The following is a 26,211-nucleotide window of genomic DNA, read 5'->3' on the forward strand; positions in this document are numbered from 1 at the left end:
AGCTTATCCATGTTAGATATCGAATACGAATTCCGCGAAGAAGATCTGGTCCATTTCAACGAACTGCGCCTGAAAAGCGACCCGGAAATGCAGAAAAAAATCCGCCAGAACCGCATCTTCGCGCCGGGCGTGATGATGGCGATTGCGCTGTTTTACTACGTGTATTACGTGGACATGAAAACCACCGCCTACATCACGGTGTTGGCGCTGGCCTGGGCAATTGCCTCGCCGTTTATCATGAAGATCGACATGCGCCGGCAGTTTTTCAACAAATACACCGAAGCGGAAAAGAAAGCCCTGTTCGGCAAACACCATTTGACGATCGAACCGGAATTCCTGCAGGAACGCGCCCCCGGCGGCAAAAGCAAAACCCCGTGGAAAGACATGCTGCGGGTCGAAAAGCACAAGGATTACGTCTACATCTACGTCGATATCGACGCGGCCATCGTCATTCCGCGCGCCACGGTCAAGAAAGGCGATTTGAAAGCGTTCGCCAAGCAGGTTGAGGGGATGATTGAGAGGGCGGGGTGATGATACTTTTCCGTATATCTGGAGAATACTGAAACTACATAGCTAATTGTCAGACATAGTCTATGAACAGTCACACGGCACGAGCCGATTTCTTTGACGCATCGGCGCTCGTAAAGGTGTACTCCGATGAGCCGGGGTCGAGTGTTGTAAGAGCGTACTTCCATACTCGCCCTACAAAATACACCACACCATTTTGCTTCTATGAGGCGATGAACGTTCTTAAAGGAAAATGGAAGCACAAAGGCTTGCTCACCCTAGATCAATACCTTGAAGCTGCATTTCGACTTACAGCCTGGTACGGAGCATCGTCCTCAAGGATCAAAGATCTAGACTTCACTGATCCATTGACCTTTATGGATGCTAAAGCAGTCGCTGAGAGGAATAAGCTAGATCTTTCAGATGCATTTCAAATATTGAGCGTCAAGAAGGGATACTTCTCCGTACTCGTAAATGAATCGGCAACCGTTCTTGTTACCGGTGACAAAGAGCTTGCAGAGGCTGCAAAGTTAGAAGGCCTTCGTCCCTGGAACCTCATGCTTGAGCCCGCGCCAGAATGAGTTATGTCAGTCATGATGCAGGGTGGGCACGGTTTTTGTACCCAACACGGGGTCAATAAGCTTTCATTTGTGGTGTCGCTAACGCGACGGTTGGTTTTAAAGTCGGGTCTCGGCCCGACGGCCGAGATACTTTCTTTTGCGTCGCCAAAAGAAAGTATCCAAAGAAAAGGCGACCCGGATGCTGCTTGTTCCCTGCGCTCCTCGCTTTTGAATGGGGTTGCCGAAAGGGGCTTCCTGCCCCTTCGGCAACGCGCCGCATCCCTGCGGCGCCCCTGCGGGCTGAACCGTTCAAAAGCTCCGGTGCTCGGCGCAGCATACGGGAATAAAACCATCCCGATTTCGGTTGCCCGTAGAACTCGTAGGTACGATTAGAACTCGTAGGTACGATTAGTTTCGTAGGGTGGGCACGGTTTTTGTGCCCACGCGGCATTGGGACTATTCCTCTTATCCGTGGACAGAAAAGCTTTGTCCGCCACTTTCAAGGCTTTAACGCGTGGGCACTAGCGACCCACCCTACATTTTGTGAGTGTTGATCGATAAACCCAACTGTTGGTAATGCCGGTAACGCTGGCGGCCGGCTTGTTTGGACTCCTCGCTGTTGTCCAATATTTCCAGAATCCGTTCGGTTGGCGGTTCGGCGGGCGGGAACGCCGACGACAGGTTGACGATTACGCCGCGCCAGGCGTCCGGGATCTCGCTGCCGCCGATCAAAACCGTGCCGGGAAATTGCGGCGGCAAGCCGCGGTAGATTTGATGCGGTACGAAGCTGCCGGCGCGGAAGGTCCACAAGGCTTTGTCGATTTGCTCCGCCTGCTCGGCCGATTCGGCCAGCACGTAGCAGAAAAAGCCGCTACGGTAGATTTTCTCGATCAATTTGCAGGCGAATTCCTGGCGTTGCTGCTGGTCGTGCGTGCCGAGCACGTAGAAACTGACTTCAGGCAGTGCGCTGTCGGTGGCGGCGGTCATGGCGGTTTAGGCGGAGCGGCGCGGCCGCCGCTCCCGGTTGAGGTGAATCAGGCCTGAGCCCGGTTCAGCAGGTATTGCACCAACAACGGCACCGGCCGGCCGGTGGCGCCCTTGTTGGCGCCGGTGCGCCAGGCGGTGCCGGCGATGTCGATGTGGGCCCAACGGTATTCCTCGGCGAATTTGGACAGGAACACCGCTGCGGTGATGCTGCCGCCGTCCGGGCCGCCGATGTTGGCCAAGTCGGCGAAATTGGATTTCAGTTGTTCCTGGTATTCTTCCCAGATCGGCATCCGCCACAGCAAATCGCAGGCGGTTTCGCCGGCGCCGATCAGTTCGTTGCAGAGTTTGTCGTCGTTGCCGAACAAGCCGCTCGGCACCCGGCCTAAGGCGACGATGCAGGCGCCGGTCAAGGTCGCCATGTCTATGATCACGTCCGGGTTGTATTTTTTGGCATAGGTCAGCGTGTCGCACAGGATCAGGCGGCCTTCGGCATCGGTGTTCAAGATTTCGATGGTCTTGCCGGACATGCTGGTCCAGATGTCGCCCGGTTTGTTGGCGGCGCCGTCCGGCAGGTTTTCCGAGGACGGCACCAGGCCGACGATGTTCAGTTTCAAATTCAACAGGCTGGCGGCGCGGATGATACCCAGCACGCTGGCGCCGCCGCACATGTCGTATTTCATTTCGTCCATGCCCTGGCCGGGTTTCAAGGAAATGCCGCCGGCGTCGAAGGTCAGGCCTTTGCCGACCAGCACGATGGGTTTGGCGTTTTTGTCGCCGCCCCGGTACTCCAGGCAGATCAGTTTGGCCGGCTGGCGGCTGCCGCGGGTCACCGACAGGAACGAGCCCATGCCCAGCGCTTCCATGTCGCTTTCTTCCAGAATTTCGCAGCTCAACAGTTCGTGCTGGCCGGCCAGCGCCAAGGCTTGTTCGGCCAGATAGGTCGGGGTGCAGATGTTGCCTGGCAGGTCGGCCAATTGCTTGGTCAGCTCCACGCCCAGGGCGATCGCGACGCCTTGCTGCAATCCGGTTGTTGCGGCGGCTTTTTGGCTGTCGTTGGCGAGAATGCTTAGTTGTTGCAGCGGGATTTTATCGTCGATTTTTTTAGTGGCGCTGTACTGGTACAGGCCGTCGTTGAAGACTTCGACGATTTGCCGGGCTTGCCATTGGTTGTCGGCAGCGTCGACATCGATATCCAGCAACGCGCTACAGGCGTTTTGTACTTTGCTGTCTTTAACGGTTTTGGCCGCGGCGGCCAACGCCTTACGGTATTGTTTGCGGCTGACTTTGCCGCGCTCGCCGAAGCCGACCAGGACGATGCGGGCGATATTAGCGTCCGCCAGGTTGTTGACCAACAGGGTTTCGGCGTTTTTGCCCTTGATGTCGCCCCGCGCGATCAGTTTGCCGATCAGGCCGCCCTGCGCCGCATCCATGGCCGCGGCCGCCGGGCTGAGTTGCTGGTTTTCGTAGATACCCAGCAGCAGGCAATCGCTTTGCAGTTTGTCTAAGGGGGCGCTTTCTATAGAATAGTCCATTTGATACATCCACTATCAAGTGTCTTGGATTGAGGGTTTCTGCCGGTTGCAGCGGTATTGCGACCGATTATACATGAGAATATCGGGAGAGAGTCTTTGAGCGTCGAGCGCACAATGCCCAGTTCCGGCCGGCCGTTTCGGCTGTTGACCGTGCTGGATAAAATGATCATCAAGGAGTTGTTTTTCACGGTCACGGCGGTGCTGACCGTGCTGGTGGTGATTATCGTCAGCCGCAAATTCATTCGGGTGCTGGCACAGGCCATTGAGGGTAATATCGCCAATGAGACGGTGATGACCTTGCTGGGCATGAAAATCGTGATTGCCACCACGGCCTTTTTACCGGCCGCCTTGTTCATGGCGGTGTTGATGGTATTGGGACGAATGTACCGCGAACAGGAAATGTCGGCCATTTCCTCGGCCGGCGGCGGGGCGTTCACGATTTACCGGTCGGTATTCTTGCTGGTGGTTCCGCTCAGTCTGGTTGGCGTGGGGCTGTCGATGTTTGCGGCGCCGTGGGCCGAGGCGCGGACCGAACAATTGATGCACCAGGACAAGCAAAACGCCGATATCCGCGGTATTTCCGCTGGCCGTTTCAGCGAATACAGCGACGGCGAATTGATTTTCTATACCGAAACGGTGGACGACGAAGGCCGCATGCACCATGTGTTTGTGCAAAACAAGCAGGGCGGCAAGCTCGGCGTGGTCAATGCCGAATCGGGTTGGCTGAAAAATCTGCCGGGCGGTTTGTATTTAGTGTTGGAAAACGGCCAGCGGGTGATGGGCGTACCCGGCAATAAGGATTTCGTGATCGAAGCCTTCCAGGAATATTCGGTATTGATCGAAAAGAAAGTCACGGTGTTGAGTCTGGGCCGGGAGGCGATCCCGACCCGGGCCTTGTGGGTGTCGCCGGAATTGCGCGACATTGCGGAAGTTCAAGACCGCTTGAATACGCCGCTGGGGGTGGTGTTGCTGGCGATTCTGGCAGTGCCGCTGGCCAAACTGTCGCCGCGCGGCGGCATCTACGGCAGCATGCTGGTCGCCTTCGGCATTTACTTCGTCTACGGCAACCTGCAGCGGGTCAATCATAGTTGGGTCATCAGCGGCGCGTTGCCGGCTTGGGTCGGTTATTTTTGGGTGGATACGGCGTTATTGTTACTGGGGATAGCGATGCTGATCCGCCTGTACGGTTGGCGCTGGTGCTTGCAAAGTCTGACAGGAAAGGTTGCCGGATGAATGTGTTAACGCTTTATATCGTCAAGGAAGTCGTGAAAGGATCGCTGGTGGCGGTGATTTTGTTGCTGACCTTGTTCAATCTGTTCAGCTTCAGCGACGAATTAAAGGACTTGGGTCAGGGTGGCTACAATTTGCAGACCATTTTGTGGTTTCTGACCTTGACTTCGCCGCGGGTATTTTACGAATTGGTGCCGTCTTCGGCACTGTTGGGTAGCCTGTTTGTGGTCGGGGCGATGGCTAACAACCGGGAAATCGTCGCGATGCGCGGTGCCGGACTGTCGGTGGCCTGGATCATCCGCACCATTATGCTGGCCGGGCTGGTGTTGGTGGTGGTTGCGGTCCTGGTCGGCGAATTCGTCGCACCGCCTTGCGAACGCGCCGCGCAGTTGCTGAAAACGACGGCGTTGCACGACGGCGTGGTGATGCGGTCCCAATACGGTATGTGGCTGCGGGAAGGCGACAGTTTTATCAATGTCCGCAAAATTCTGGACGACGGGTCATTGGCTGACGTGCGGATTTACGATGTCGGCGAGGATAAACATCTGCAGCGCGTGACTCAGGCCGAGCACGCCCAGTTTCTCGGCGACAAGCAATGGCGGTTGGAGGGGGTCAAACATTCGGAAGTCACGCCGCAGCAAATACTCGCCGGCGCTCAGGAGCAGCAGGCTTGGCGTTCTGGGATAGACTCCGATCTGCTGAAAGTGGCCGTGGTCAATTCCGACAACCTGTCGCTGTACGATCTGTTCATGTATATCGATTTTCTGAAGCAGAACAATCAGAAGTCGCAAAGTTACGAGCTGGCGTTTTGGAGCCGGTTGATTAATCCGTTCGTCACCTTCGTGATGTTGATGGTCTCGGCGCCGTTCGTGATCGGCATCGGCCGCGGCGTCAGTACCGGAGCGCGGATCATGATGGGTATTGTGATCGGCATGACCTTCAATATTTTCGACCGGATTGCCGGCCATGTCGGTTTGGTTTACGACATGAATCCGATGTTGATGGCAATGTTGCCGAGTACCTTGGTGTTTTGTTGCGCGTTGTACGCGGTGAAACGGGCCAGCTAAGGCAGGTGCATAGTGAGTGGAATCTGGCCGAAGGCGCCGGTTGCTCTGCGGCAACCGGCTCGAGCGAAAGCGGGTTTTATTTGCGGGTCATGAACAGATAGAGAAATTTACATTTCAATACCATATCTTTTTCGTCCAGTTCCACGACGGCGCAGTCTTCGTATTTTTCCCGGCCCGGAGTGACTTGTTTTTTGATCAAGCCGTCGGCCACGCTGTATTTAATCGGAATGGTCATTTCGCCGATGCCGCTACGGGCATCTTCGCCGGTGGTGACCAATGTGCCGTCTTTTTGAAATTCCCAGGTTACTCGGAGCGGTTTTTTCTCTCTATCCAGGGCGAGGGATTCGGCAGTGACCTGCCATTTACCCAACAGCTTGGCGTTGTCCGCCAACTTCACGTCGGCAACGGCATTGGCGGCGGTCAATGCGGCAAACAGGGATAGGGCTATTGTTATTGTTTTCATTGTGTGCTCCCGGCTCATGAAGAAGATGGAGCCGGGAATATAGCACATCCGATTTTGGCTTCAGCGCTTTTCTTCGCAGTAAACCACGCGGGTTTTGGACAGGCGGTCGTGCCAGCCTTGGCGGTCCTTGTCGAACAAGCACCAGAGAAAACCCAGGCCCAAACAGGCCCAGGATAACAGCGCGCTGAAAAAACGCAGGATGGCTTGCGGCCAGCCGACAGGTTGAGCGTTGGCGGAGACGACTTTGATTTTCCAGGCCTTTAAGCCCAGGGTTTGGCCACCATGGGTCCAAAACCAGCCGTAAAACGCAAAGCTCACGGCCAGTAGATAGATAGGGTACAACACTTGGCTTGCCGCGAAAGCCTCGCCGCCGTTAAAGGGTAGCGCCAGTGCAGTAGCCAGGAACAGCACAGCCAACAAAAGCAGTGCGTCGTATATGACGGCTCCCATGCGGCGTAAAAAACCCGGCCTCGCTATGGCAGCGGCGCCGGGTTCAGGTTGGCTCGGTGGATTTGCTCTGCGCAATTATTGTTCGAACAGGGCCAGTTTTTGTCCCATGTACATGCTCATTCCGACCAATGCGCCGACCATGGCGATGGAAAACACGAAAGGCGGCCGATGGAACAGCAAGATCGCGAAATCGGCAACAAACAGGCTGGTGAACAATGGGCGGTCGACAAAGCCCAGCAACATCTTTTTAAACATACGCTCCACACTCCGAAGTAAAGTGCCCGCGGCCTGACGAATGGGTGCGGGCTTGACTGGTATTCAAGGTATTACGCCGGTACGCGGCGCATGGTCGAATTCTACATTCAACACAAGGGAATGTAAAAGAAAGTGCTCGATTGAGCTTAATTCTGGCGAGGTGTTATGATAAAGCCTGATAGCTGCGCGTGCTGCAGCCACACGGTTTGGCAGGTTTCAATCAATTAAAGGAATACAATTATTTTTAGCTTCATCAAAAAGATCTTTGCACCCGTGAGTTTGGCCGCACCATCGGTCAGTGAGCCGGTCGTTGCCGATAGAGCGAAGATTTATCCGCGTTCCGAGCACTGCATCTCCCGCACCCAAATCAGCGAGAACGCACTCAAGGTATTGACGCGCTTGAAAAAAGCCGATTTCGAAGCCTATCTGGTCGGCGGTTGCGTGCGGGACTTGCTGCTGGGACGGGAGCCCAAGGATTTCGATGTGGCGACCAACGCCAGCCCGGAGCAGGTGAAACAAATATTCCGCAATTGCCGCATTATTGGCCGCCGCTTCCGCTTGGCCCATGTCTTCTTCGGCCGGGAAATCATCGAAGTCGCCACCTTTCGCGGCGGCTCCGATAACGAGGAATCCGACCGCCAAGTGGTGCACGAAGACGGCCGCTTGCTGCGCGACAACGTGTTCGGAACGTTGGAAGAAGACGTCTGGCGTCGCGATTTCACGGTCAACGCCCTGTATTACAACATCCGGGATTTTTCGGTGGTCGATTACACCGGCGGTATGCAGGACCACGCGGCCGGGGTGTTGCGCCTGATCGGCGATCCGGAAGTCCGTTACCGGGAAGATCCGGTGCGGATGATCAGAGCCATTCGCTTTGCCGTCAAATTGGGCTTTACGCTGCATCCCGACACCGAGAAACCGATTCACGCCCAGGCCGACTTGCTGAAAAGCATTCCCTCCGCCCGGCTTTACGATGAGGTATTAAAGCTGTTTTTGGCCGGTTACGGTTTGCAAACCTTCGAAATGCTCCGGCATTACGGCTTGTTCGGAATTTTGTTCCCGGAGACCGAGCGCTGTCTGACTACCCAGGAACAGGACTTTCCGCGTCTGTTTTTGATTCGAGCGCTGGAAAACTCCGACCGGCGCTATAACGACGGCAAGACGCTGACGCCTTATTTTCTGCTGGCCGCACTGCTGTGGGAGCCGCTGCAAGTCGCCGCGCAAAAGCGCATCGGCAACGGCGAAAACGAGACGCTGGCTTACCAAAACGCCGCCAACGAAGTTTTGGCGCGCCAAATCAAAATCACCGCAATGCCCAGACACATCACGCAGTCGATGCGCGACGTCTGGTTCATGCAGCCCAAGTTTGCCCGCACCGTCGGCACCCGGCCGTATCGCTTGCTGGAGCAGCCTAAATTCAGGGCGGCTTACGATTTCTTTCAGTTGCGGGCGGAAACCGGCGGCGCCGATCCGCAACTGGTGGAATGGTGGGCGCAGTTCCAGGAGGCCGACGAGGAATTGCGCAAACAAATGACTGCGCCCGGCAAATCCGGCGGCGGTAAACCGCGCAACCGCAAATCCGGCCGCTACCGCTCTCGAACCAAGCCGGTCGCCAATCCGCAATGACGGCGCTGAATCCCGGCGTCGAAGCCTATATCGGCCTGGGAAGCAATCTGGACAATCCGGTCGAACAACTCAAGCAAGCGCGGACCGAGATCGCGACGCTAGCCGGCGTCGCCGAATTGGCCTTCTCGTCGCTGTACCTTAGCACGCCGGTTGGCCCGCAGGATCAGCCCGACTTTGTCAACGCGGTGATGAAAATATCCACGAGTCTGGCGGCAGCCGAGTTGCTGAGCCAATTACAGGCTATCGAAACCGCCCATGGCCGTTTGCGCTTGGTTCGCTGGGGGGCAAGGACGCTGGACCTGGATATTCTGCTTTACGGGGCAAGCATAATCACCGAAGCACAGTTGGTCGTACCGCACCCGGAAATGGCGAAACGGGGATTTGTGCTGTATCCGTTGGCCGACATCGCGCCGGCCGATTTGCCTATCCCAGGGTTCGGGCCGCTGGCGGACTTGCTGGCTGCTTGCCCTCAGGCTGGTTTACAGAGGCTGGAGCCGTGAAACTTTACGCCGATACCGCAAAAAGTCTGACCATCAGCGATTTGGCCGCGATGAAGCGCAACGGCGAGAAAATCAGTTGCCTGACCGCTTACGATGCCAGTTTCTCGGCGCTGTTGGATCAGGTCGGAATCGACGTGCTGTTGGTCGGCGATTCGTTGGGCATGGTGATCCAAGGTGCCAACAGCACCGTGCCGGTCACGGTCGACGACATGGCTTACCATTGCCGGTGCGTGGCAGGCGCGGCGCAACGGGCTTTCATCGTCGCCGATTTGCCGTTTGCCAGCTACGCCGAACCAGCCCAAGCCTTGGCCAATGCTGCGCGCTTGATGCAGCAAGGCATGGCGCAGATGGTCAAGCTGGAGGGCGCAAAAATCGACGTGGTGCGTTTTCTGGTGGACCAGGGTGTGCCGGTTTGCGGCCATCTGGGTTTACTGCCGCAATCGGTCAACCGCTTGGGCGGATATCGGGTGCAAGGCCGCGACGCCGCTCAGGCCGAAGCTATCTTGCGAGAGGCGCAGCAACTGGAACAAGCCGGGGCCGGGCTGTTGGTGCTGGAATGCGTGCCGGCTGCGCTGGCTAAAACAATCAGCCAAACCCTGGGCATTCCGGTGATCGGTATCGGCGCCGGCGTCGACTGCGACGGTCAGGTACTGGTGTTGTACGATATGCTCAACATCGGTGCCGGCAATCGGCCCCGCTTCTCCCGCAACTTCATGGCCGGTGCGGCCAGCATAGAAGACGCTGTCGGCCGTTACCATCAGGCGGTTAAAGCCGCGCAATTCCCCGATTTGGAACACAGCTACTAATTCATGCAAACGGTTGATAACGTCGCCGAGTTAAGGCAAATCATTCGGCAATGGCGGCAAGCCGGCCAGAGCATCGGCTTCGTGCCGACCATGGGCAATCTGCACGCCGGCCATATTCATTTGGTCGAAACCGCCAAGACGCAAGCGGACAGGGTTGTCGCCAGTATTTTCGTTAATCCGACCCAATTCGGCCCGAACGAAGACTTCGACAGCTACCCGCGCACCGAAACCCAGGATACGGAAAAATTGGCCGCCTGCGGCGCCGACTTATTGTTTTTGCCCGGTGTCGCCGAAATATATCCGCGGGCTTCGCAAACCCGGGTGTCGGTTGCGGGGCTATCTGCGTTGCATTGCGGTGCCAGCCGGCCCGGCCATTTCGACGGCGTCGCCCTGGTGGTTTGCAAGTTGTTGAACATGGTTCAACCGGATTGGCTGTTGATGGGGGAAAAGGATTTTCAGCAGTTGGCTCTGATTCGGCAGATGGTGGCCGATTTGAATATTCCGGTTACGGTGCAGGGTGTAGCGACAGTGCGGGAAGCCGACGGCTTGGCGATGAGTTCGCGCAATGGTTATTTGACCGAGCTGCAGCGGCAAACCGCGCCGGCTTTGTACCGGGCTCTAATTGAAGCCCGAGATGCCTTGCTGGCCGGAGCGGCCGATTATCGAGCGGTGGAGGACGGCGGTAAACAAGCGTTGCGAGCGGCCGGATTTAACGTGGATTATTTTTCGGTCTGCCGGATCGCCGACTTACAGCCGGCCGGACCCGGCGATACGGAGCTGGTGGTGTTGGCCGCCGCCAAATTGGGTTCTACCCGCCTGATAGACAACGTGTATTTTTGTATGCCAAGCGCTTGAAGATGCAGGGTTTTCGCGCAAAAATGCTAATGCTTAAATTTGATAGCCAATCCGATTTCAGGCATAATCGCCTGCCCTAGTATTGGAACTTGCTTACCATGAACATAAACATGCTTAAAGCCAAGCTGCATCGCGCCCGCGTGACCAATTCGGAATTGGACTACGAGGGTTCATGCGCGATCGACGGCAAGATTTTGGATTTTTCAGGGATCCGGGAATACGAGCAAATCCATATCTATAACATCAACAACGGCCATCGTTTTACTACTTACGCTATCCGTGCCGAAGAGGGCTCGGGCATTTTCTCGATTAACGGCGCGGCCGCCCGTTTGGCATGCCCCGGCGATTTAATTATCGTCTGCGCCTTCGCCAGTCTCGACGAGAAGGAACTGAAAAACTACAAGCCGACTTTGGTTTACTTCGACGGCAACAACAAAATCACTCATTCCAGTCATTCCATTCCTGTTCAGGCCGCCTGATTCGATCGGCCGCCGCGGTTGATGCGGCGGCCGATAGCCTTTTTAGGCTTCAGATACGTCTATTTCGCTGACTTTCTCGGTCAGTGTAATGCTCTGCTCTATCGCCACCAGTATCTTTTGCATGCCGATCCGTTTGTTGGCATTAATCAAGATCGGCGATTTAATCGAACCCTTGATAGTGTGTTTGCCGTTCTCCTGCTCGTTGTCCTTATGCAGCAGGATCAGAATTACCAATTCGTCACCGGGGGCAACTTGCAGCAAGTCTTCCTCGGGATCGGTCACGGTAAAGTTGTAGTTGATGTTGAAATGAGCAGGATGTGCGACCGAGAAGGTCAGGTCTTCATTGTCCACCGATTGCAGCCAATATACGATTTCGCTACCTTCCTGATGGAACAGTTTGAAACGGGTTTGATCTTCAAAACCGGGCAGGCCGCGCGGAAAATTGATGATGGTTTCCGGATTGATTTCCTGGTTGCCTAATAACTTCGATTGAATTTCCATGGTCCCGCCCGTGTTGAATGAAATCTGAATCGGCAATTTCTGCCTAACGCACCAATGTATAGCACGGAGCCGGTTATTTGCAATCTCGCGGGCTGAAACGGGAGTTTCCGGCAATGAAAAAATGCGCATTGATCTGGCTGTACCGCTAGCGGGAGTTGTGCGGTAGCTGTCGGCAGGAAATCAGGAAAAAGCCAAGCGCAAATTCAAACAGAAAGGTTTGCCGAAATTCGGGAAGGGGAATGAAAACGGCCCGCAGAAGCGGGCCGTTCAATGCCTGGAGTGCGGAAAATTAAGCGAGGGTTCTGCGGCGTTGCCAGCCCAAAAATCCCACCACGCCGCTCAAGAACATCCAGGCGCTTGCCGGCAACGGCACGCCGGTAACGGTGTCGGTAGGCGCCAAATTATTGATAAAAGAATCGCTGTTGCCCGCCGCGCCGATTGATCTGACGTGCAAACCGATCCGCAACGCACCGCTAGTCAGCGCGGTCGTGACGTCGTCGAAACTGTAGCCGCTATTTAGCGAGACCAGGATTCCTAGTAGATCGGAACTGGTATTCACGCCGAGATTCGGATTGCCCGGGTCGACATTGGCACCGAAATAAGGCGTAGGCGCGAAACCGGGAACTGCGTTATTGCCGCCCGGCAATACTACGTTTTTCAAGGTTCCGTTGGGTTTGGTCCAGCTTACCGGGCTGAAAGAGGTAAAACCGCTCAGGCTATTGAAGATCGAGGTTTGCGAAGCCAGCAAGCCACTATCGTCGAAATAAACTTCGGCGATGTTGGCAGCGATCTGGGCACTGTTGGCAAAAGTAAACAGGATTTTGTTGGTCAGGGATTGATTCAAAAATGCCGCGGCGTCGGTATTGTTGTAAACGTCCATTTGCAACTGGCTACCGACATCTTCGGTGCCGTTGCTGGTGATGCGGGTGAAATTAAAGCTGGTCGGCGCGGCCAGCGCGGATGCCGACGATAACATTAAGATGCCGGCCATCGCCGCGCTTTTGAAAATGGCTGTCACATTCATAGATTGTCTCCAAGGAGTAAAAAAGTGTTGCAGACAATCATACTGGGCTAAAACTTAACTGTGACTGAACCAAAGGACAATAGGCTTCATTCGAGGCTGCCTTGCAATCGGGTCACCCAGGAATCTTTTGCGTAAGGATCGATGTGAAATGCCGATGCGGCCGGTTTATGCAGCAAGCCCTCTTCGCCGGATGCGTTTGGATTGAGTTGGCGTTTCTCGACGAAATCGATTAGCCGGCGCAAATGGTAGATCGCCAATACCCGGTTGGTTTCGGCGCCCTTGTATACCAAATAGCCGACGTTGTCTTCGCCGATGTCGCTGTTGCGTGCCAGTAAACCGGCCAAGCGTTGCTCGTCAGTGCCGGCCAGGCTTTTCAAGGTGGAATCCGGATGCGCCCGGGTCAAGTCGAGTAAATGTGATGCCAGGTTGCCATTCAGCTGCTGTTGTTGCAGGTGATCCAATTCGCCGTCGTCCAACAGAAAGCTTTCCGCAACCAGATAGTGCCGGTCGCGCTCGCCGTCGTTGGCGAACAGCGATATTTTCGACACTGCCGTGTCTTCCAGTGCGTGCAAAAACTCTTGCGGCGAGCGTATGTGCTTGTCGATGGTCACAACCCAAGGCAAGGCGCGGCCGCTCGCGTGAAACCGGGTTTTGACGCTGCCTACCACACCGGAGCGCGATAGCTCCAACTCCCGGCCGGCCGGCTTCACCAAGAAAGCGTCTACTGCGGTAATCTGCGTGCGAAAACCGGCCGCCCGGAATTGGCCGATAATCGTCGAATAACGCGGATGGTAAGGAATACCGGTGCCGTCGTACAAAATGTTGATACGTTGTTCGCGAGCCCTTTGCGCGACCAGGTCGCGTAGCCGGTTGGCGAAGGGTTCGATGTAAATGTAATCGTCGCTGTGATGATTGGCGGCGGTCAGTAAACGATATAAATCGCTGAGTTTGCGGAATTCGTCCAGCGATGCGATGACGAAATTGTCGCCGCAAATTGCGCCGGCAATTTCCTCAACCGCGGTTTTGCCGGCCCCGGCTCCGCCCATACTCATTAAAAACTGCGGTTCCGCCGCCGGCGTTTTACCGGTAAAGATCGCATCGCAAGCCGCCAGCAGGATGCGGTTGATTTTGCCAAGCCGGTCGTAAGCGATTTCCACCGTGCGCCGCAGCCTTGTCTCCCGCTGGGCGGCGGTCAGCATCTTGTCTTTTAAAGACGGGTTGTCCGCCAATAAGAACAAGTTAGCCTGTTCTCCGCCGCACTGTCGCAACAGGTCGAGCAGTTCGGCCTGACTCGGCGAGCGCAAACCGGTCAACATGTTGACGTCCAGGCAAAACAAAGGCGCAATCCCATCGCTACGGACCGGAATCGCGTCGACCTCGGTCTTGCCCGGCGCGCGCAAGTCCTCGGTGCCGGGCAGATAGCCGATCACGTGTTCCGACACACTGAGCGGGTTGTCCGCGAAATGCTGGCCGGCGATCAGCTGCTCGGCTGAAATACTCGATAACGGCACCAGGCCGCCTGTGACGGTGAGCAGGCATTCGATGCCGTCCGGTGTGGTGTGGGACAGAAATGGAATGCCGAGCAAAAAGCGCTTGTTCTCCGGCCATCTGCCGTAGCGGTTGGCGTGATTGCGCAGGTGTTTGGTCCGGGTACAATCCAGCGCGTGTTGGAAGGCTCGGCTCAATGCCCGGTGCTGGCTGGCGTGGTTGTGTAACACCCGAGCGTCTTCCGCGGTCAGGCGGCGGAAATCGATGCCTTGGTCGTAAACCGCTTTGAAGGCCGGCAGATTGCCCAATGCGGTGATAAAGAAGTCCAGCGTGATCCGGTTGCCGTAAGCAAATGGCCTGATTACCCTTAACGAGTGGTAAAAGCTCGCCAGCCGCTCGGCGATGTCTTCGCTGTAAATAACAAAACCGTTGTTGTCGAAAATCGCACTGTCGCGATTGCTGTCGCCGTCGAGCACCAAGCGCTCGATGGCGATCCGGAATTGCTTGCGCTTATCGGCCTCCGGCATCGTGCCGGGGCGGTGCGGGACCGTGGGCTGTTCTTTCCAGTCGCTGAACATTTCGCGGTGAATCCGCGAATATAAACCGGTCATGTAGGTGACCCGTTTGGTCTGATCGTGAGAAACCGTAGTTTCCAATTCGTTCAATAGCGTGGACAGCAAGCTGGTGCCCTGGGCAATCGCCAGTGCAGTACGCAAGCGTTTTAATGGGCGGTAACCCGGCAGGGTCCGGCAGGGGTTTGACATGTTTTACCCTCTTATTATTTTTTTCGATTGGGATTCGGCCGTCGCCGGAGCTGAAAATTACGTGGTTTGCCGGCAGAAATCAATTGCCCGATGCGTATCTTGCCATACCCCATCGCTTCCTGCGGAAAGAAGCCGGATGGCTCGGTGCCGGGCCATGTCGGCTGGTCTTGAGTCGACTGACTTTGCGCGTTTCGGTCGATGGGCTGCCGAAGCGATAAAACCAGTCTAATTATGCGGGATTGGCGGCCGGCTGCTCAGCGTTGGGTTAGCATCTAAATTTGTCGGCTGCGAATACGTTCGGAACAATCCTTGCCTATACTTGGCAGCAATTAATTACATGGGCTTAATTTATGGATTTTTTGATTGCTCCGGCCGTGACGCTGATGAATAGACTGAGTTATCCGGCCAAATTCACGTTGTTGTTCTTGATAGTCTTGATCCCGATGCTGGCGATGGGCAGTATTTTGGTCAAGCAGTTTGTCGGCGAAGCCGAATATCTGCAAGGCGAACGACTGGGCTTGGACTATATCAAGCTGCTGAGATTGCCGATCGAGCATATTCAACAGCACCGGGGCATGACTAACGCTTACCGCAACGGCGCCGGACAGTTCAAGGAACGCATCGTCGGCAAGCGCCAGGAGATCAACGCCGATTTCACCGAGTTGGCGCGGCTGGATCAAACGGCAACTTCCCTCCTGAAAACCGCGGAGCGGTTGGACAAACTCAAGCAGCAATGGGAAACAGTCCAAACCAACGCGATGGATCAGGAACTGAGCGCAGTGATAGGAGCCCACAATAATTTGATTGCCGATGGTCTGGATTTGATCACCCATATCGCCAATACGTCCGGCATCATCCTCGATCCGAAGCTGGACAGCTTTCATCTGGGTTTCGCGCTGACGGCGGATTTACCGCAACTGATCGAATTCATGGGCCAAACCCGAGCGCTGGCTTCCGGTGTTGCGGCGAAAGGCCAACTCAGCCCCGAAGCGAAAAATAAGCTGCTGCTTTCGATGGCCAATATCGGCACCTATGCCCATAAGCTGGATAGCGGCCTACGGGTGGCGGCTGCCGAAAATCCCGCGGTCGGCGCCAAGCTGCAGAGCTTGATCCAAAACCATAACCAGGCCTTGACAGCGATGCAGGATTTAATCCGCCGCGAATTGCTGGAAAGCGAGACCGTCAACGTCGGTAGCGACAGCGTGTTTCAGACTGCTACCGAAGCCATCACCCAGTCTTACCGACTTTACGACGGTCTGATTCACGAACTGAGCGCGCTGTTCGCAGCCCGTGCTGACGCGGCTAACCAATCTTTGCAGTTTACCGTGGCTGGCGTGGCCGGCGTGCTGTTCGTCGTGGTGCTGCTGCTGGCCGGGTTGACCCGTTCGGTTAACCGGAATATCGCGCTGATTAATAGTGCAACCCAGCGCATCGCCAAAAACGATTTGACGGTACGTCTGGCTATCGATTCCGCAGACGAAATGCGCGAAATCGGCAAAAACTTCAATGCGATGGTCGAAACCAGCTCGGCCCTGCTGCGTGAGATCATGCTCACCAGTACCGACTTGCGTGTGTCTTCTGAGCAAGTCTATAGCGTTGCCAACCAAAGTGCTGCCCACATCGATCGCCAGCGCCAGGAAACCGCTTCGGTGGCGACGGCGGTCACCGAAATGAGCGCGACGATCCACGAAGTGGCGTCTACTACCAACAATGCGGCGCAAGCGGCGAGCAGCGCCAACGAACAAGCCAAAAACGGCAAAAATGTGGTGCAAGGCACTACCCAGGCCATCAGTCAACTGGCGCGAGATGTCGAAGCGGCCGCTAACGTGATTCGAAATCTGGAAAAGAGCAGCGAATCGATCGGCGCGTTGTTGGATGTGATCAAAAGCATCGCCGAACAGACCAATCTGCTGGCATTGAATGCGGCAATCGAAGCGGCCAGAGCCGGCGAGCACGGCCGCGGTTTCGCGGTCGTGGCCGACGAGGTGCGCAGCCTGGCCAGCCGGACCCAAGAATCCACTGCAACGATAGAAAACATGATCGCCCAATTGCAAAGCGGTACGCGCGAGGCGGTCAGGGTGATGCAACAGAGCTGTAATCAAGCCCAGATCGGCGTCGAGCGCTCGCAAGATGCCATGCAGATGTTGGAATCGATTAGCCGCTCGGTAGCGACGATCGACGCGATGAATTTGCAGATCGCCAGCGCTTCGGAGCAGCAAAGCGCGGTCACCGAGGAAATCAACCGCAATATCATCCACATCACCAGCCTGTCGGAACAAACCGCAACCGGCGCCGAACAAACCACGCAAGCCGCCAGCCATCTGAATCGGCTGGCGGAAAATCTGAACGGTTTGATTAACCAGTTCAAGATCGGCGCTTGACTTGCCGGGCAGCCCGGTAAACTGGGCTGCCTGGTTACAGCGGAGCACGACTATGAAAACCTTGATGTTATTGCTAAGTATTTGCGGCGTGGCGCTGCCGGCGTTCGGCGCCGAAACCTGCGCGGACTTGCTGAACTTTAAAATGGCCCGGTTGCGATCCACCGAACAAATCGACTTTTGCCAAGCCTTCCGGGGCAAACTGGTTCTGGCGGTCAACACCGCCAGTAATTGCGGCTACACCCCGCAATTCAAAGGTCTGGAAGCGCTATATCAAAAATACAAGGATCGCGGCTTGGCAGTGGTGGGCTTTCCGTCCAACGACTTCAATCAGGAATTCGACGAGGCCGAAAAAACCGCGAAAGTGTGTTACATCAATTACGGCGTGACCTTCCCGATGCTGGAGAAAAGCGCGGTGACCGGCGCCAATGCCAACCCCTTCTTCCGGAAACTGGCCGAGGCCAGCGGCCAGGCGCCGCAATGGAACTTTCATAAATATCTGATCGGCCGTAACGGCGAATTAATCGCGGCTTTCCCCAGCAACACCACGCCGGAGCAATTGGACGCCAAAATCGGCGAATTGCTGTCCGGGCATTGATTCCGGCGGGTCGGGAAAATTTCGTGCTGCGCTAGTCGCCGTGCTTGAAGTTTTTCCCGATTCGGCCGGTTCTTGGCTTCCGCGTAGAAATTTTCAGCAAGCGTAAAAACTTCGGGCACTCGAAATGGCTGGCCGCGTTGCAGTCGGCGGCATGAAGCAGGCCGTCGCGCATCGCCGCCAACTCCTGGATTCTGCGATCCAGCTCCCGAGCCTGCGCGCGCAACAAATCGCGGTCGATGTTCATCCCGTCGGCCGAGAACATCGTGGCAATCTGGTCCAGCGACAGCCCGGCGCGCCTGCCCAAAGCGATCAGCCCCAGCCTTTGCAACGTTGCGTTATCGAACTGCCGCCGCAGGCCGACCCGGCCGCTGGAGCGGATCAGGCCTTTTTCCTCGTAATACCGCAACGTGGACGCCGGCAATCCGGAAATCCGTGCAACTTCGGCAATATCCATCCGTTTTCTTCTCGAAATTAATACTTGACTTAAAGTCGGCTTGAGCTCGTATTCTGAGCCGGAACCCCATGCGCCGCAATGCCCGATGCAACGCGGCGGCATGGCAATGACCCCGAACCCGTGAGGAGAAAACATGGATGCGACTTTTTGGCACCAAAAATGGGAGCGCCGCGAAATCGGCTTTCATCAGCAACAGGCCAACCCGTTATTGGTGGCCCATTTCGGTAAATTGAATTTGGCGATCGGCAGCCGGGTAATGCTGCCTTTGTGCGGTAAAACCCGCGATATTGCCTGGTTGCTGGCATCCGGTTTCCGCGTCGCCGGCGCGGAATTGAGCAAGATCGCGGTTGAAGAATTGTTCGACGAACTGGAACTGGCGCCGCAAACTCAATTGGCCGGCCCGCTATGGCATTATCGGGCGGATAACATCGACCTGTTCGTAGGTGATATTTTCGAGCTGTCGGCCGACCTGCTCGGTCCGGTAGACGCGGTTTACGACCGTGCCGCTTTAGTCGCGCTGCCCGCCGAAATCCGGCAAAAATACGCAGCCCATCTGACTGGCTTGACTGGCGCCGCGCCGCAGTTGTTGGTGGCATACGAATACGACCAACTGCTGGCGGAAGGCCCGCCGTTTTCTGTGGCTGCCGACGAAGTGCGCGACCTTTATGCCGGCAATTACCGCTTGACGCCGTTGGCCTGCACTGTAGTTGAAGGCGGCTTGAAAGGTAAGGTGCCAGCGCGAGAAACGACTTGGTTAATCGAAAAACCGGATGCCCAATAGATAGGGCGCCTGTATTCGATCATGATGCTCAGCGAAGGCTGAAAGCCTTATCAATGTCTGGTGAGGCCGAAGGGCGGGGTCCGGTTTCATGGCAAACGAAACCGAGGCTGAAGCTGCGGAAAATTTGGTCGGAGTGAGAGGATTCGAACCTCCGGCCCCTGCCTCCCGAAGGCAGTGCTCTACCAAGCTGAGCTACACTCCGTAACGTCGAATATTTTAACAAAGACCGTTAAAACCGACATGTAATTTTTTACGAGACATGCGCGCTTAAGGGCGGGACCGTAGGCGGCGAAAGGATGGTTTGAAAATGGTCGCCCGTGGACGCTTTCGGCATTGGTATTTATTTGGAATCGATGCCAACTAATTTCGACAGCCTGCTAATATTTCACGAGAGCGTGCCTGACTGCGGCTGTTAGCCTGCGCTGGGGCGTGGATTAACGCTAACGAAAATACCGGGTTGTTTGCCCTGGGAGAAGTGAAGATGAAACTAGCCCGTCTATTCTATTTTAACGTTGTGTTCGCGCTGATTTTGCAACCGGCGCAAGCCAGTGTGACCAGTTCGTTCGACGTCGACAGCGAGAACTGGCAAATCGTCAGCTTTGCCGATTTTAGCCAGAACGACTACAGGATTGTCGGTCAATACCAGCCCAGTTTCATGACCGGCGGCGGCAACCCTGGCAACTATCTTGCCGCAAACGACCCGGATGCCGGCGACTTTACCTTTTCCGCGCCGGGCGCATTTCTGGGGGCTCAGTCGGCGGCCACCGGTCTGTCCTATGATTTGACCTACCGCAACGGCGACGTAAATTGGCAGACTACCGACGTCATGTTGGTCGGGAATGGCCTGCGCTTGCTTTGGAAGCGCAATCCAGACATCGTACCCAATAGTGGTTGGACGCACATTGGTTTGAGCTTTACGCCGTCGTCCGAATGGAGGTTGGGTACCTCGACCGGCGGCTTTGCCAGTGAAAACGACTTCCGCAATGTGCTATCCAATTTGAGCGGGCTATACATCCACGGTGAATTTACCAACGGTATTGTCGAAACCGCCGGATTGGATAATGTGGTGTTGCAAACTGTGCCGTTGCCGGGGGCTTTCTGGCTATTTGGATGGGGGCTCTGCGGTTTTTGGCGGTCCGCCCGCCTGAAACGCTAGCGCTAGGCGGAAAGAATTGATCTGCAACGCTGGGGTCGAAAAGCATGAGCCAATAGCGCCCTTTCCCCGCTTCGGCAAGCCGATTGATTGCGACTATTTCTGGAAAGGAGTCGCACGACATAAGGTAGATCTACGGTATTTCGTGCAGCATGGAATACGTCTGCTGCGGAAAATTTCGCGCTGAATCTAAAATAAGCGATATAAATCAATATCCTGGGTTGTGCTTGCTGTATTGGCACGCGGTTTGACTGTTATCGGTTAACCGAAGTTGAACTTCGGCACCCGATAACCAAAACCAGGAGATAGCCATGAAATTCACCGCCACGTTAACCGCATTCGCCATCGCCGGCCTGATCGCTGTCAACGCCGAAGCCGCCACCGTGATCGACCGCGAAGCCTATTCCCACGACGCCGACAACGGCGCCTACAACCCGGACTGGCTGGCCGAACTGCCGGATACGCTGAAACTAAGCCAGCTATCCCTACCCGGTACTCACGACACGATGTCTTTGTACGGCGGCGATATTCCGCAAACCCAATCCATGGATCTGCGAGAGCAACTCGAAGCCGGCATCCGGGTATTGGATATTCGTTGCCGCCACGTCAACAACAACTTTTTGATTTACCACGGAACGGTTTACCAGAAAGCCAGTTTTACCGACGTACTCGACGCGGTGCAGGCGTTTTTGACGCAACACCCCGGCGAAACTGTGGTGATGCGGGTCAAGGAAGAATCGACTCCGACCGGTAATACCCGCGAATTTCGTCAGACCTACGACGCGATTACCGCCAAATATCCCGGCCTGTTCTGGCAACCCGGCGGCAACTTCAATCCGGCGCTGGGCACGGTACGCGGCAAGGTCGTACTGCTGCAAAACTTCGCGGAATCGACCCGGCAGGGTATCAACTTTAGGGAGCTGGAGCGGCAGGGTACTGCGCCAGACGACTGCCCTTTAAATAGCAATTGGGACTTGTACGGGGTTTGGGAAAAGGCCAGGACCCAATTCATGGCGGCAGCCAGTGGCGACCAGGACAAAATCTATATTAACCGCTGTCTGACCGGTTCCACCGGCGGTTTTCCGTACTTCGCCGCCAGCGGCAAAAGTTCGCCGCAAACCGATGCGCCGCAGTTGATGACCGGCTTGACCACGTTGACCAATCCCAACACCTATCCGGATTTTCCGCGGGTGAATTGCCTGGGCAAGCTGTGTTCGATCGCCTTTCTCGGTACCAATCCGCTGAGCAGCCAATTTTTGCGCAATCTGCGTACCAATTACGCCGCATTGAATCAGGTTTACCAAACCCTGAGTCTCAATATCCGGGTCAGCAAGCGGGTCGGTATGGTGATGATGGATTTTCCGGGCAAGAGCTTGATTAATAACATCATCGCGATGAATAAATAGGGTCTTTGGCAGTACGCGCCGCAGGTCGACCGAGCTGCGGCTAGCGTCCCGAGTTCCCGTCCAATCGCCCCTGCCGAATCAGCGGATTCTTGGCCGGGGCCGATTAATTTTCTATCCTGCGCGGTAACCGGTAAAATCGTCGCATACGCTATGCACCAGCTTGCCGAAGGCGGCGGTAACCGATTTCACCATTCAGGGAGTTCCATTTCATGAGCAATACACAAACTCACGCCGAAGTTCTGGTTTTGGGCGGTGGCCCGGGCGGGTATACCGCGGCGTTTCGCGCCGCAGATTTGGGCAAGCAAGTGGTCTTGGTCGAACGCCATCCGGTATTGGGCGGCGTTTGTCTGAACGTCGGCTGCATTCCGTCCAAGGCATTGTTGCACGTCGCGCAAATCATCCACGAAGCCGAGGACATGGCCGCGCACGGCGTCAGTTTCGGCAAGCCGCAAATCGATCTGGACAAAGTCAGAAGCTGGAAGCAGAGCGTGACCGAAACCCTGAACGGCGGCCTGGCCAAATTGGCCAAACAACGCAAGGTGACAGTGATTCACGGCGAGGGTAAATTCGCCGGCGCCAATAGCCTGACGGTGACCAACGAGTCCGGTATCCAGACCATGACTTTCGACAACGCGATCATCGCCGCCGGCTCGCAGCCGACCAAAATTCCCGGCTTCCCGCACGACGATCCGCGGGTTTGGGACTCCACCGACGCCTTGAGTCTGAGCAGCGTGCCGGAGAAACTGCTGATCGTCGGCGGCGGCATCATCGGCCTGGAAATGGCGACGGTTTACCATGCATTGGGTTCGAAAATCAGCGTGGTGGAGTTGATGGACCAGATCATCCCCGGCTGCGACAAGGATTTGGTCACGCCGCTGCAACGCAAGATCAAAAAGCAGTACGACAACCTGTGGCTAAAAACCAGCGTCAAGGCGATGGAAGCCACCGATGCCGGCATTAAGGTGGCGATGGAAGGCAAAGACGCGCCGGAAAGCGAAACCTTCGACGCGGTATTGGTCGCGGTCGGTCGCCGCCCCAACGGTAAGCTGATCGATGCCGACAAGGCCGGCGTCAATGTCGACGAACGTGGTTTCATTCCGGTCGACAAACAAGGCCGCACCAACGTTAGTCATATTTTTGCGATCGGCGACATCGTCGGCAACCCGATGCTGGCGCACAAAGCCACTCACGAAGGCAAAATCGCCGCCGAAACCATCGCCGGCCACAAAGCCGGTTTCGATGCATTGACCATTCCGTCGGTGGCTTACACCGACCCGGAAGTGGCCTGGATGGGTTTAACCGAAACCCAGGCCCAACAACAAGGCGTCGAATATGACAAAGCCACCTTCCCCTGGGCCGCGTCCGGCCGTTCGCTGGCCTTGGGCCGCAGCGAAGGCTTGACCAAAATCCTGACCGATAAAGCCACAGGCCGCATTCTCGGTGCCGGTTTTACCGGTCCCGGCGCCGGCGAATTGGTGGCCGAAGCCGTATTGGCGTTGGAAATGGGCGCCGATGCCGCCGACATCAGCCTCAGCATCCATCCGCATCCGACCCTGTCGGAAACCTTTGCCTTCGCGGCGGAGATGATCGAAGGCACGATCACCGACTTGTACGTGAAGAAGTAAAGTTCGGGCCGGCCGGTTTTCGGAAAGGAATCAAGCGATGGCTTATAACCGTCCCTACGGCCTGGACGAAGTTCACCGGATATTGTGCGACAGCGAGGGCCGGCCGCGGCCCGACTTGGCCGCCGCTGTCGCCAAGCCAGGTCACGCCATCTCGCTACACACCGAGGCGCGCGAGGATTTTTTTCGCGCGGCGGCGCCAAGTTACCGGCGAAAGATTCGATTCTACTCGGTTCGCGCAAACACCTGATCCAGGCCGTACACGAGGTGTTGAATTCGGTGCCGGGCCAGATTGAGTTGGTCAAGCTCAACAATCCGCAATGCAAAAAGGTCGAAATTCGCGGCGTCGTATTACGCAAAGGGCGCGATTTCGACATCTTCACTGTGTATCGTCCGAAAACCAAGGGCGCCCAAACGTCGTTCGACTGGCTATCCACCCACAAGGGCGACGGCTTTATCGTGCAGTTGTTTATCCTGGTTTGCAAACTGCCGGGTAGCAGTCGCGAAGAAATTCATATCCAGACCGCTTTCCCGGAAGATTACGCCAGAACCTCAGGCGACGATATTTTGCGCTGAGGTTGCCGTACCGACGATTGGTGCGTCAGGCGGCTTTTTTGGCTTCGCTGCCGCGCGCCAGCAATCCGTTACGGCCTTTTTCGGCCAAAGCCAAAATTTGGTAAGCCAGATCGTCGGCGACGTTCAATTGCTGCAGGGTTGCGTTCAGATGTTCCATCACAATGTCGTAATGGAAGTCATCCGGTCCCAGCTTGATCAGGAAGCTGTGCGCGGGACATAGCAGTGTGATGGTTCTGATTTCCTGACCGCCGATAATGTCCAGCAAAAATGCGAAATCGTTGCCGGTGACCAGGCTCGGCTTGGCGTTGGTGCGGGCAAAAGCCACCGTGAAATACTGGTCCAGCGCTTCCAGAACCGCTTCGTCTTTGCTATTGAAGCTGCTGAAATAAGCCTTGAGGTAAGTCTTTAGCGCCGCGGTTTGTTCGGATGCCGGTTTGCTGAAAAAGAAGCGGTTGATGCGGTAGTCGTCGAGCATCTTGGCGTAAAACACGTCGACGATGCGGCCGACCCAATTGGCATCGCTGAGAGCGGTGCGCATCGATTGAATTTGCGGGGCTACGGTTGCGCTCATGGCTGTCTCCTGGCACGGTTGATAACGCTCGCCAGTCTGCCAGTGAAGCCCCGCTTGTCAAATTTACGCTCAGATATCGGACGGACAAAAGTTGTGCGGGGCGGTGGGCCTGAAACCGGCCGCGCCGCCCAGCGGTTCAATCCTTTTTCGGTACGTAACCTTCCGGCATTTCGAAGCCGCCGGCGAACAGGAATTTCTCGCGCTCCGCTTCCAATACCTTTTTTGCCGATGGGTCGAAACTGGCCAGGCGGCGCTCGTTGATGATCATCGTCTGCATTGCCAGCCAGTCTTTCCAGGCCTGTTTCGAGACGTGCTCGAAAATGCGTTGGCCGTTCGGGCCAGGAAACGGCGGTGCATCCAGCCCTTCCGCTTCGATGCCCAGTTTCACGCATTTAACCATTCTCGTCATAATAATCCTCGGGATAATGTTGTTGCAGCAGGCGCTTGACCGGTGTCGGCAAGCCAAGTAACGCAAAGTCGGCGGCTTTATACCAAACCGTCCGATCCGCTTCCATCACATTGTTTCTGGGGTTTTCCAGTCTGGCCAGCAGTGGCGTGTAATCCAAGTGGTAATGGGAAAAAGTGTGGCGCCTGGTCGGCAGCACTTGCGGAGTTTGTTCGGTCCGGCCCTGCTGCCGACACCAGTTGCCGGCGGCGGCCATGTCGTCGAATTCCGGCAGGCTCCACAAGCCGCCCCAAATACCGGTTGGCGGCCGCTTTTCCAGCAAGATGCGGTCGTCCGCGTCTTGCAGCAGTAGCCAGTAAGTCTGTTTGATCGGCAAAGCCTTGCGCGGTTTGGCTTGCGGCAATTGCCGGGTCAAACCTTGCTGCCGGGCCTGGCAGCTGGCTGCGACCGGACAGATTTCGCACAACGGTTTGTTGCGGGTACACAGCGTGGCGCCCAGGTCCATCATGGCTTGAGTGTAGGCGGCGGTGCGCTGCGGCGGTGTGTATTCGGCGGCGATTTGCCATAGCTGCTCGCTGACGCGGGCTTCCCCGGCCAGCCGGACACGGCGTGGTAGCGAGCCAGCACCCGTTTGACGTTGCCGTCCAGAATCGGCTGGCTCTGGCCGCAGGCGATGCTGAGAATGGCGCCGGCCGTCGAGCGGCCGATACCGGGTAGTTCGCACATGCCGGCCAATGTTTGCGGAAATTCGCCGCCACCGGCCGCGACGATTTGCGCAGCTTTATGCAGGTTGCGGGCGCGGGCGTAGTAGCCCAGCCCCGACCAGTATTGCAGAACTTCGTCCAGTTCGGCGGCGGCTAGGCTTTGCACCGACGGGAAGCGCGCCATGAAGCGTTCGTAATAGCCGATCACGCTGGCGACCTGAGTTTGTTGCAGCATGATCTCGGAAATCCAGACCCGGTAAGGGTTGATATCGCGTTGCCAGGGCAAATCCTTGCGGCCGTGGCTATCGAACCAGGCCAGTAGTTTGCGTTGAAATTGATCGGGGGGCATGGCTGTCGTTAATTCTGTTCCTGGTATCTGCGGCTACGTTAGCATGAACCGGGGTGGCTTGCTTATGCTCGAGCCGGTTGCGGCGTAAACAGTTGCCGATTGTCATATACATCGGTTTC

30 protein-coding genes and 1 tRNA gene are annotated in these 26,211 nt (G+C 56.2%); 17 read left to right on the forward strand and 14 right to left on the reverse strand.

Going from position 1 to position 26,211, the window contains the following annotated elements; all coding sequences use genetic code 11:
* Window positions 1–9 precede the first annotated feature (9 nt).
* Window positions 10–531, forward strand: a complete 522-nt coding sequence (locus PL263_RS16190; protein ID WP_278210337.1) for a YcxB family protein — start codon at window positions 10–12, stop codon at window positions 529–531.
* Window positions 532–593: 62 nt separating this feature from the next.
* A complete protein-coding gene (locus PL263_RS16195; protein WP_278210339.1) occupies window positions 594–1,088 on the forward strand; it encodes a type II toxin-antitoxin system VapC family toxin in 495 nt (164 codons plus the stop codon).
* Between the two features lie 513 nt (window positions 1,089–1,601).
* On the opposite strand, the gene PL263_RS16200 is transcribed toward PL263_RS16195, so the two are convergent.
* Window positions 1,602–2,054, reverse strand: coding sequence for a DNA polymerase III subunit chi (locus tag PL263_RS16200; RefSeq protein ID WP_278210340.1), 453 nt, complete (start codon window positions 2,052–2,054; stop codon window positions 1,602–1,604).
* Window positions 2,055–2,101: 47 nt separating this feature from the next.
* Complete coding sequence (locus PL263_RS16205) at window positions 2,102–3,586, reverse strand: leucyl aminopeptidase (RefSeq protein ID WP_278210341.1); 1,485 nt, start codon at window positions 3,584–3,586, stop codon at window positions 2,102–2,104.
* Between the two features lie 96 nt (window positions 3,587–3,682).
* Here PL263_RS16205 and lptF point away from each other — a divergent pair, with 96 nt between their 5' ends.
* Both lptF and lptG read left to right on the forward strand, forming a co-directional pair.
* Window positions 3,683–4,819, forward strand: coding sequence for an LPS export ABC transporter permease LptF (gene lptF / locus PL263_RS16210; protein ID WP_278210343.1), 1,137 nt, complete (start codon window positions 3,683–3,685; stop codon window positions 4,817–4,819).
* The gene (lptG, locus tag PL263_RS16215; RefSeq protein WP_140912771.1) at window positions 4,816–5,883 is read left to right on the forward strand and encodes an LPS export ABC transporter permease LptG; all 1,068 of its coding nucleotides are present in this window, start codon (window positions 4,816–4,818) and stop codon (window positions 5,881–5,883) included. Before lptF ends, lptG begins: the two co-directional genes overlap by 4 nt.
* Before the next feature lie 76 nt (window positions 5,884–5,959).
* On the opposite strand, the gene PL263_RS16220 is transcribed toward lptG, so the two are convergent.
* The 3 genes from PL263_RS16220 to PL263_RS16230 all read right to left on the reverse strand — a co-directional run bounded on the left by PL263_RS16220 (window position 5,960) and on the right by PL263_RS16230 (window position 7,051).
* The gene (locus PL263_RS16220) at window positions 5,960–6,346 is read right to left on the reverse strand and encodes a hypothetical protein (RefSeq protein ID WP_140912770.1); all 387 of its coding nucleotides are present in this window, start codon (window positions 6,344–6,346) and stop codon (window positions 5,960–5,962) included.
* 60 nt (window positions 6,347–6,406) lie between these two features.
* Window positions 6,407–6,796 (reverse strand): RDD family protein, encoded by a 390-nt coding sequence (locus PL263_RS16225; protein ID WP_278210344.1) that lies wholly within the window; start codon window positions 6,794–6,796, stop codon window positions 6,407–6,409.
* 75 nt (window positions 6,797–6,871) lie between these two features.
* Window positions 6,872–7,051 (reverse strand): hypothetical protein, encoded by a 180-nt coding sequence (locus PL263_RS16230; protein ID WP_140912768.1) that lies wholly within the window; start codon window positions 7,049–7,051, stop codon window positions 6,872–6,874.
* 273 nt (window positions 7,052–7,324) lie between these two features.
* Here PL263_RS16230 and pcnB point away from each other — a divergent pair, with 273 nt between their 5' ends.
* The 5 genes from pcnB to panD all read left to right on the forward strand — a co-directional run bounded on the left by pcnB (window position 7,325) and on the right by panD (window position 11,317).
* Entirely contained in the window at window positions 7,325–8,677 is a 1,353-nt protein-coding gene (pcnB, locus tag PL263_RS16235) for a polynucleotide adenylyltransferase PcnB (protein ID WP_278210345.1), read from the forward strand.
* Complete coding sequence (gene folK / locus PL263_RS16240) at window positions 8,674–9,177, forward strand: 2-amino-4-hydroxy-6-hydroxymethyldihydropteridine diphosphokinase (protein WP_278210346.1); 504 nt, start codon at window positions 8,674–8,676, stop codon at window positions 9,175–9,177. Before pcnB ends, folK begins: the two co-directional genes overlap by 4 nt.
* 50 nt (window positions 9,178–9,227) lie before the next feature.
* On the forward strand, window positions 9,228–9,983 hold the full coding sequence (panB, locus tag PL263_RS16245) for a 3-methyl-2-oxobutanoate hydroxymethyltransferase (protein ID WP_347568953.1): 756 nt from the start codon (window positions 9,228–9,230) through the stop codon (window positions 9,981–9,983).
* A 3-nt stretch (window positions 9,984–9,986) separates the two neighbouring features.
* On the forward strand, window positions 9,987–10,838 hold the full coding sequence (gene panC, locus PL263_RS16250) for a pantoate--beta-alanine ligase (RefSeq protein WP_278210348.1): 852 nt from the start codon (window positions 9,987–9,989) through the stop codon (window positions 10,836–10,838).
* A 98-nt stretch (window positions 10,839–10,936) separates the two neighbouring features.
* Complete coding sequence (gene panD, locus PL263_RS16255) at window positions 10,937–11,317, forward strand: aspartate 1-decarboxylase (protein WP_278210349.1); 381 nt, start codon at window positions 10,937–10,939, stop codon at window positions 11,315–11,317.
* A gap of 42 nt (window positions 11,318–11,359) precedes the next feature.
* Here panD and fliW read toward each other — a convergent pair whose 3' ends face one another.
* The 3 genes from fliW to PL263_RS16270 all read right to left on the reverse strand — a co-directional run bounded on the left by fliW (window position 11,360) and on the right by PL263_RS16270 (window position 15,094).
* On the reverse strand, window positions 11,360–11,818 hold the full coding sequence (fliW, locus tag PL263_RS16260; protein ID WP_278210350.1) for a flagellar assembly protein FliW: 459 nt from the start codon (window positions 11,816–11,818) through the stop codon (window positions 11,360–11,362).
* Between the two features lie 289 nt (window positions 11,819–12,107).
* Window positions 12,108–12,842, reverse strand: coding sequence for a VPLPA-CTERM sorting domain-containing protein (locus PL263_RS16265; protein WP_278210352.1), 735 nt, complete (start codon window positions 12,840–12,842; stop codon window positions 12,108–12,110).
* 86 nt (window positions 12,843–12,928) lie between these two features.
* Entirely contained in the window at window positions 12,929–15,094 is a 2,166-nt protein-coding gene (locus PL263_RS16270) for a zeta toxin family protein (RefSeq protein ID WP_278210353.1), read from the reverse strand.
* Between the two features lie 350 nt (window positions 15,095–15,444).
* Between PL263_RS16270 and PL263_RS16275 the strand changes: the two genes are divergently transcribed.
* Entirely contained in the window at window positions 15,445–17,475 is a 2,031-nt protein-coding gene (locus PL263_RS16275) for a methyl-accepting chemotaxis protein (protein ID WP_278210354.1), read from the forward strand.
* A 52-nt stretch (window positions 17,476–17,527) separates the two neighbouring features.
* Window positions 17,528–18,070 (forward strand): glutathione peroxidase, encoded by a 543-nt coding sequence (locus PL263_RS16280; RefSeq protein ID WP_278210355.1) that lies wholly within the window; start codon window positions 17,528–17,530, stop codon window positions 18,068–18,070.
* Window positions 18,071–18,101: 31 nt separating this feature from the next.
* Here PL263_RS16280 and PL263_RS16285 read toward each other — a convergent pair whose 3' ends face one another.
* Window positions 18,102–18,524, reverse strand: coding sequence for a helix-turn-helix domain-containing protein (locus PL263_RS16285; RefSeq protein ID WP_278210356.1), 423 nt, complete (start codon window positions 18,522–18,524; stop codon window positions 18,102–18,104).
* A 133-nt stretch (window positions 18,525–18,657) separates the two neighbouring features.
* Between PL263_RS16285 and tmpT the strand changes: the two genes are divergently transcribed.
* Window positions 18,658–19,305 carry a thiopurine S-methyltransferase gene (gene tmpT / locus PL263_RS16290; RefSeq protein ID WP_278210357.1) on the forward strand — a complete coding sequence of 216 codons (648 nt, stop codon included), beginning with the start codon at window positions 18,658–18,660 and terminating at the stop codon, window positions 19,303–19,305.
* Window positions 19,306–19,430: 125 nt separating this feature from the next.
* Here tmpT and PL263_RS16295 read toward each other — a convergent pair.
* A tRNA-Pro gene (locus PL263_RS16295) sits at window positions 19,431–19,507 on the reverse strand.
* A gap of 279 nt (window positions 19,508–19,786) precedes the next feature.
* Between PL263_RS16295 and PL263_RS16300 the strand changes: the two genes are divergently transcribed.
* The 5 genes from PL263_RS16300 (at window position 19,787) to PL263_RS16320 (ending at window position 24,062) form a co-directional block, all read left to right on the forward strand.
* Window positions 19,787–20,461 carry a laminin B domain-containing protein gene (locus tag PL263_RS16300; RefSeq protein ID WP_278210358.1) on the forward strand — a complete coding sequence of 225 codons (675 nt, stop codon included), beginning with the start codon at window positions 19,787–19,789 and terminating at the stop codon, window positions 20,459–20,461.
* Window positions 20,462–20,769: 308 nt separating this feature from the next.
* Window positions 20,770–21,864, forward strand: a complete 1,095-nt coding sequence (locus PL263_RS16305) for a phosphatidylinositol-specific phospholipase C (protein WP_278210359.1) — start codon at window positions 20,770–20,772, stop codon at window positions 21,862–21,864.
* A 209-nt stretch (window positions 21,865–22,073) separates the two neighbouring features.
* Window positions 22,074–23,489: a dihydrolipoyl dehydrogenase gene (lpdA, locus tag PL263_RS16310; RefSeq protein ID WP_278210361.1), complete on the forward strand. Its 1,416-nt coding sequence runs from the start codon at window positions 22,074–22,076 to the stop codon at window positions 23,487–23,489.
* 37 nt (window positions 23,490–23,526) lie between these two features.
* Window positions 23,527–23,736, forward strand: coding sequence for a hypothetical protein (locus PL263_RS16315; RefSeq protein ID WP_278210362.1), 210 nt, complete (start codon window positions 23,527–23,529; stop codon window positions 23,734–23,736).
* A gap of 29 nt (window positions 23,737–23,765) precedes the next feature.
* Window positions 23,766–24,062, forward strand: a complete 297-nt coding sequence (locus PL263_RS16320; RefSeq protein WP_278210364.1) for a hypothetical protein — start codon at window positions 23,766–23,768, stop codon at window positions 24,060–24,062.
* Window positions 24,063–24,087: 25 nt separating this feature from the next.
* Here PL263_RS16320 and PL263_RS16325 read toward each other — a convergent pair whose 3' ends face one another.
* From PL263_RS16325 to PL263_RS20365, 4 genes are all read right to left on the reverse strand, one after another.
* The gene (locus tag PL263_RS16325) at window positions 24,088–24,633 is read right to left on the reverse strand and encodes a hypothetical protein (RefSeq protein ID WP_278210365.1); all 546 of its coding nucleotides are present in this window, start codon (window positions 24,631–24,633) and stop codon (window positions 24,088–24,090) included.
* Window positions 24,634–24,769: 136 nt separating this feature from the next.
* A complete protein-coding gene (locus PL263_RS16330) occupies window positions 24,770–25,042 on the reverse strand; it encodes an oxidative damage protection protein (RefSeq protein ID WP_140912750.1) in 273 nt (90 codons plus the stop codon).
* A complete protein-coding gene (locus PL263_RS20360; protein WP_347568920.1) occupies window positions 25,026–25,547 on the reverse strand; it encodes an NUDIX domain-containing protein in 522 nt (173 codons plus the stop codon). Before PL263_RS20360 ends, PL263_RS16330 begins: the two co-directional genes overlap by 17 nt.
* Entirely contained in the window at window positions 25,544–26,092 is a 549-nt protein-coding gene (locus PL263_RS20365; protein WP_347568921.1) for a hypothetical protein, read from the reverse strand. Before PL263_RS20365 ends, PL263_RS20360 begins: the two co-directional genes overlap by 4 nt.
* Window positions 26,093–26,211 lie beyond the last annotated feature (119 nt).

It is taken from the genome of Methylomonas sp. EFPC3, from assembly GCF_029643245.1.
In the GTDB taxonomy this organism is placed as follows: Bacteria; Pseudomonadota; Gammaproteobacteria; order Methylococcales; family Methylomonadaceae; genus Methylomonas; species Methylomonas koyamae_B.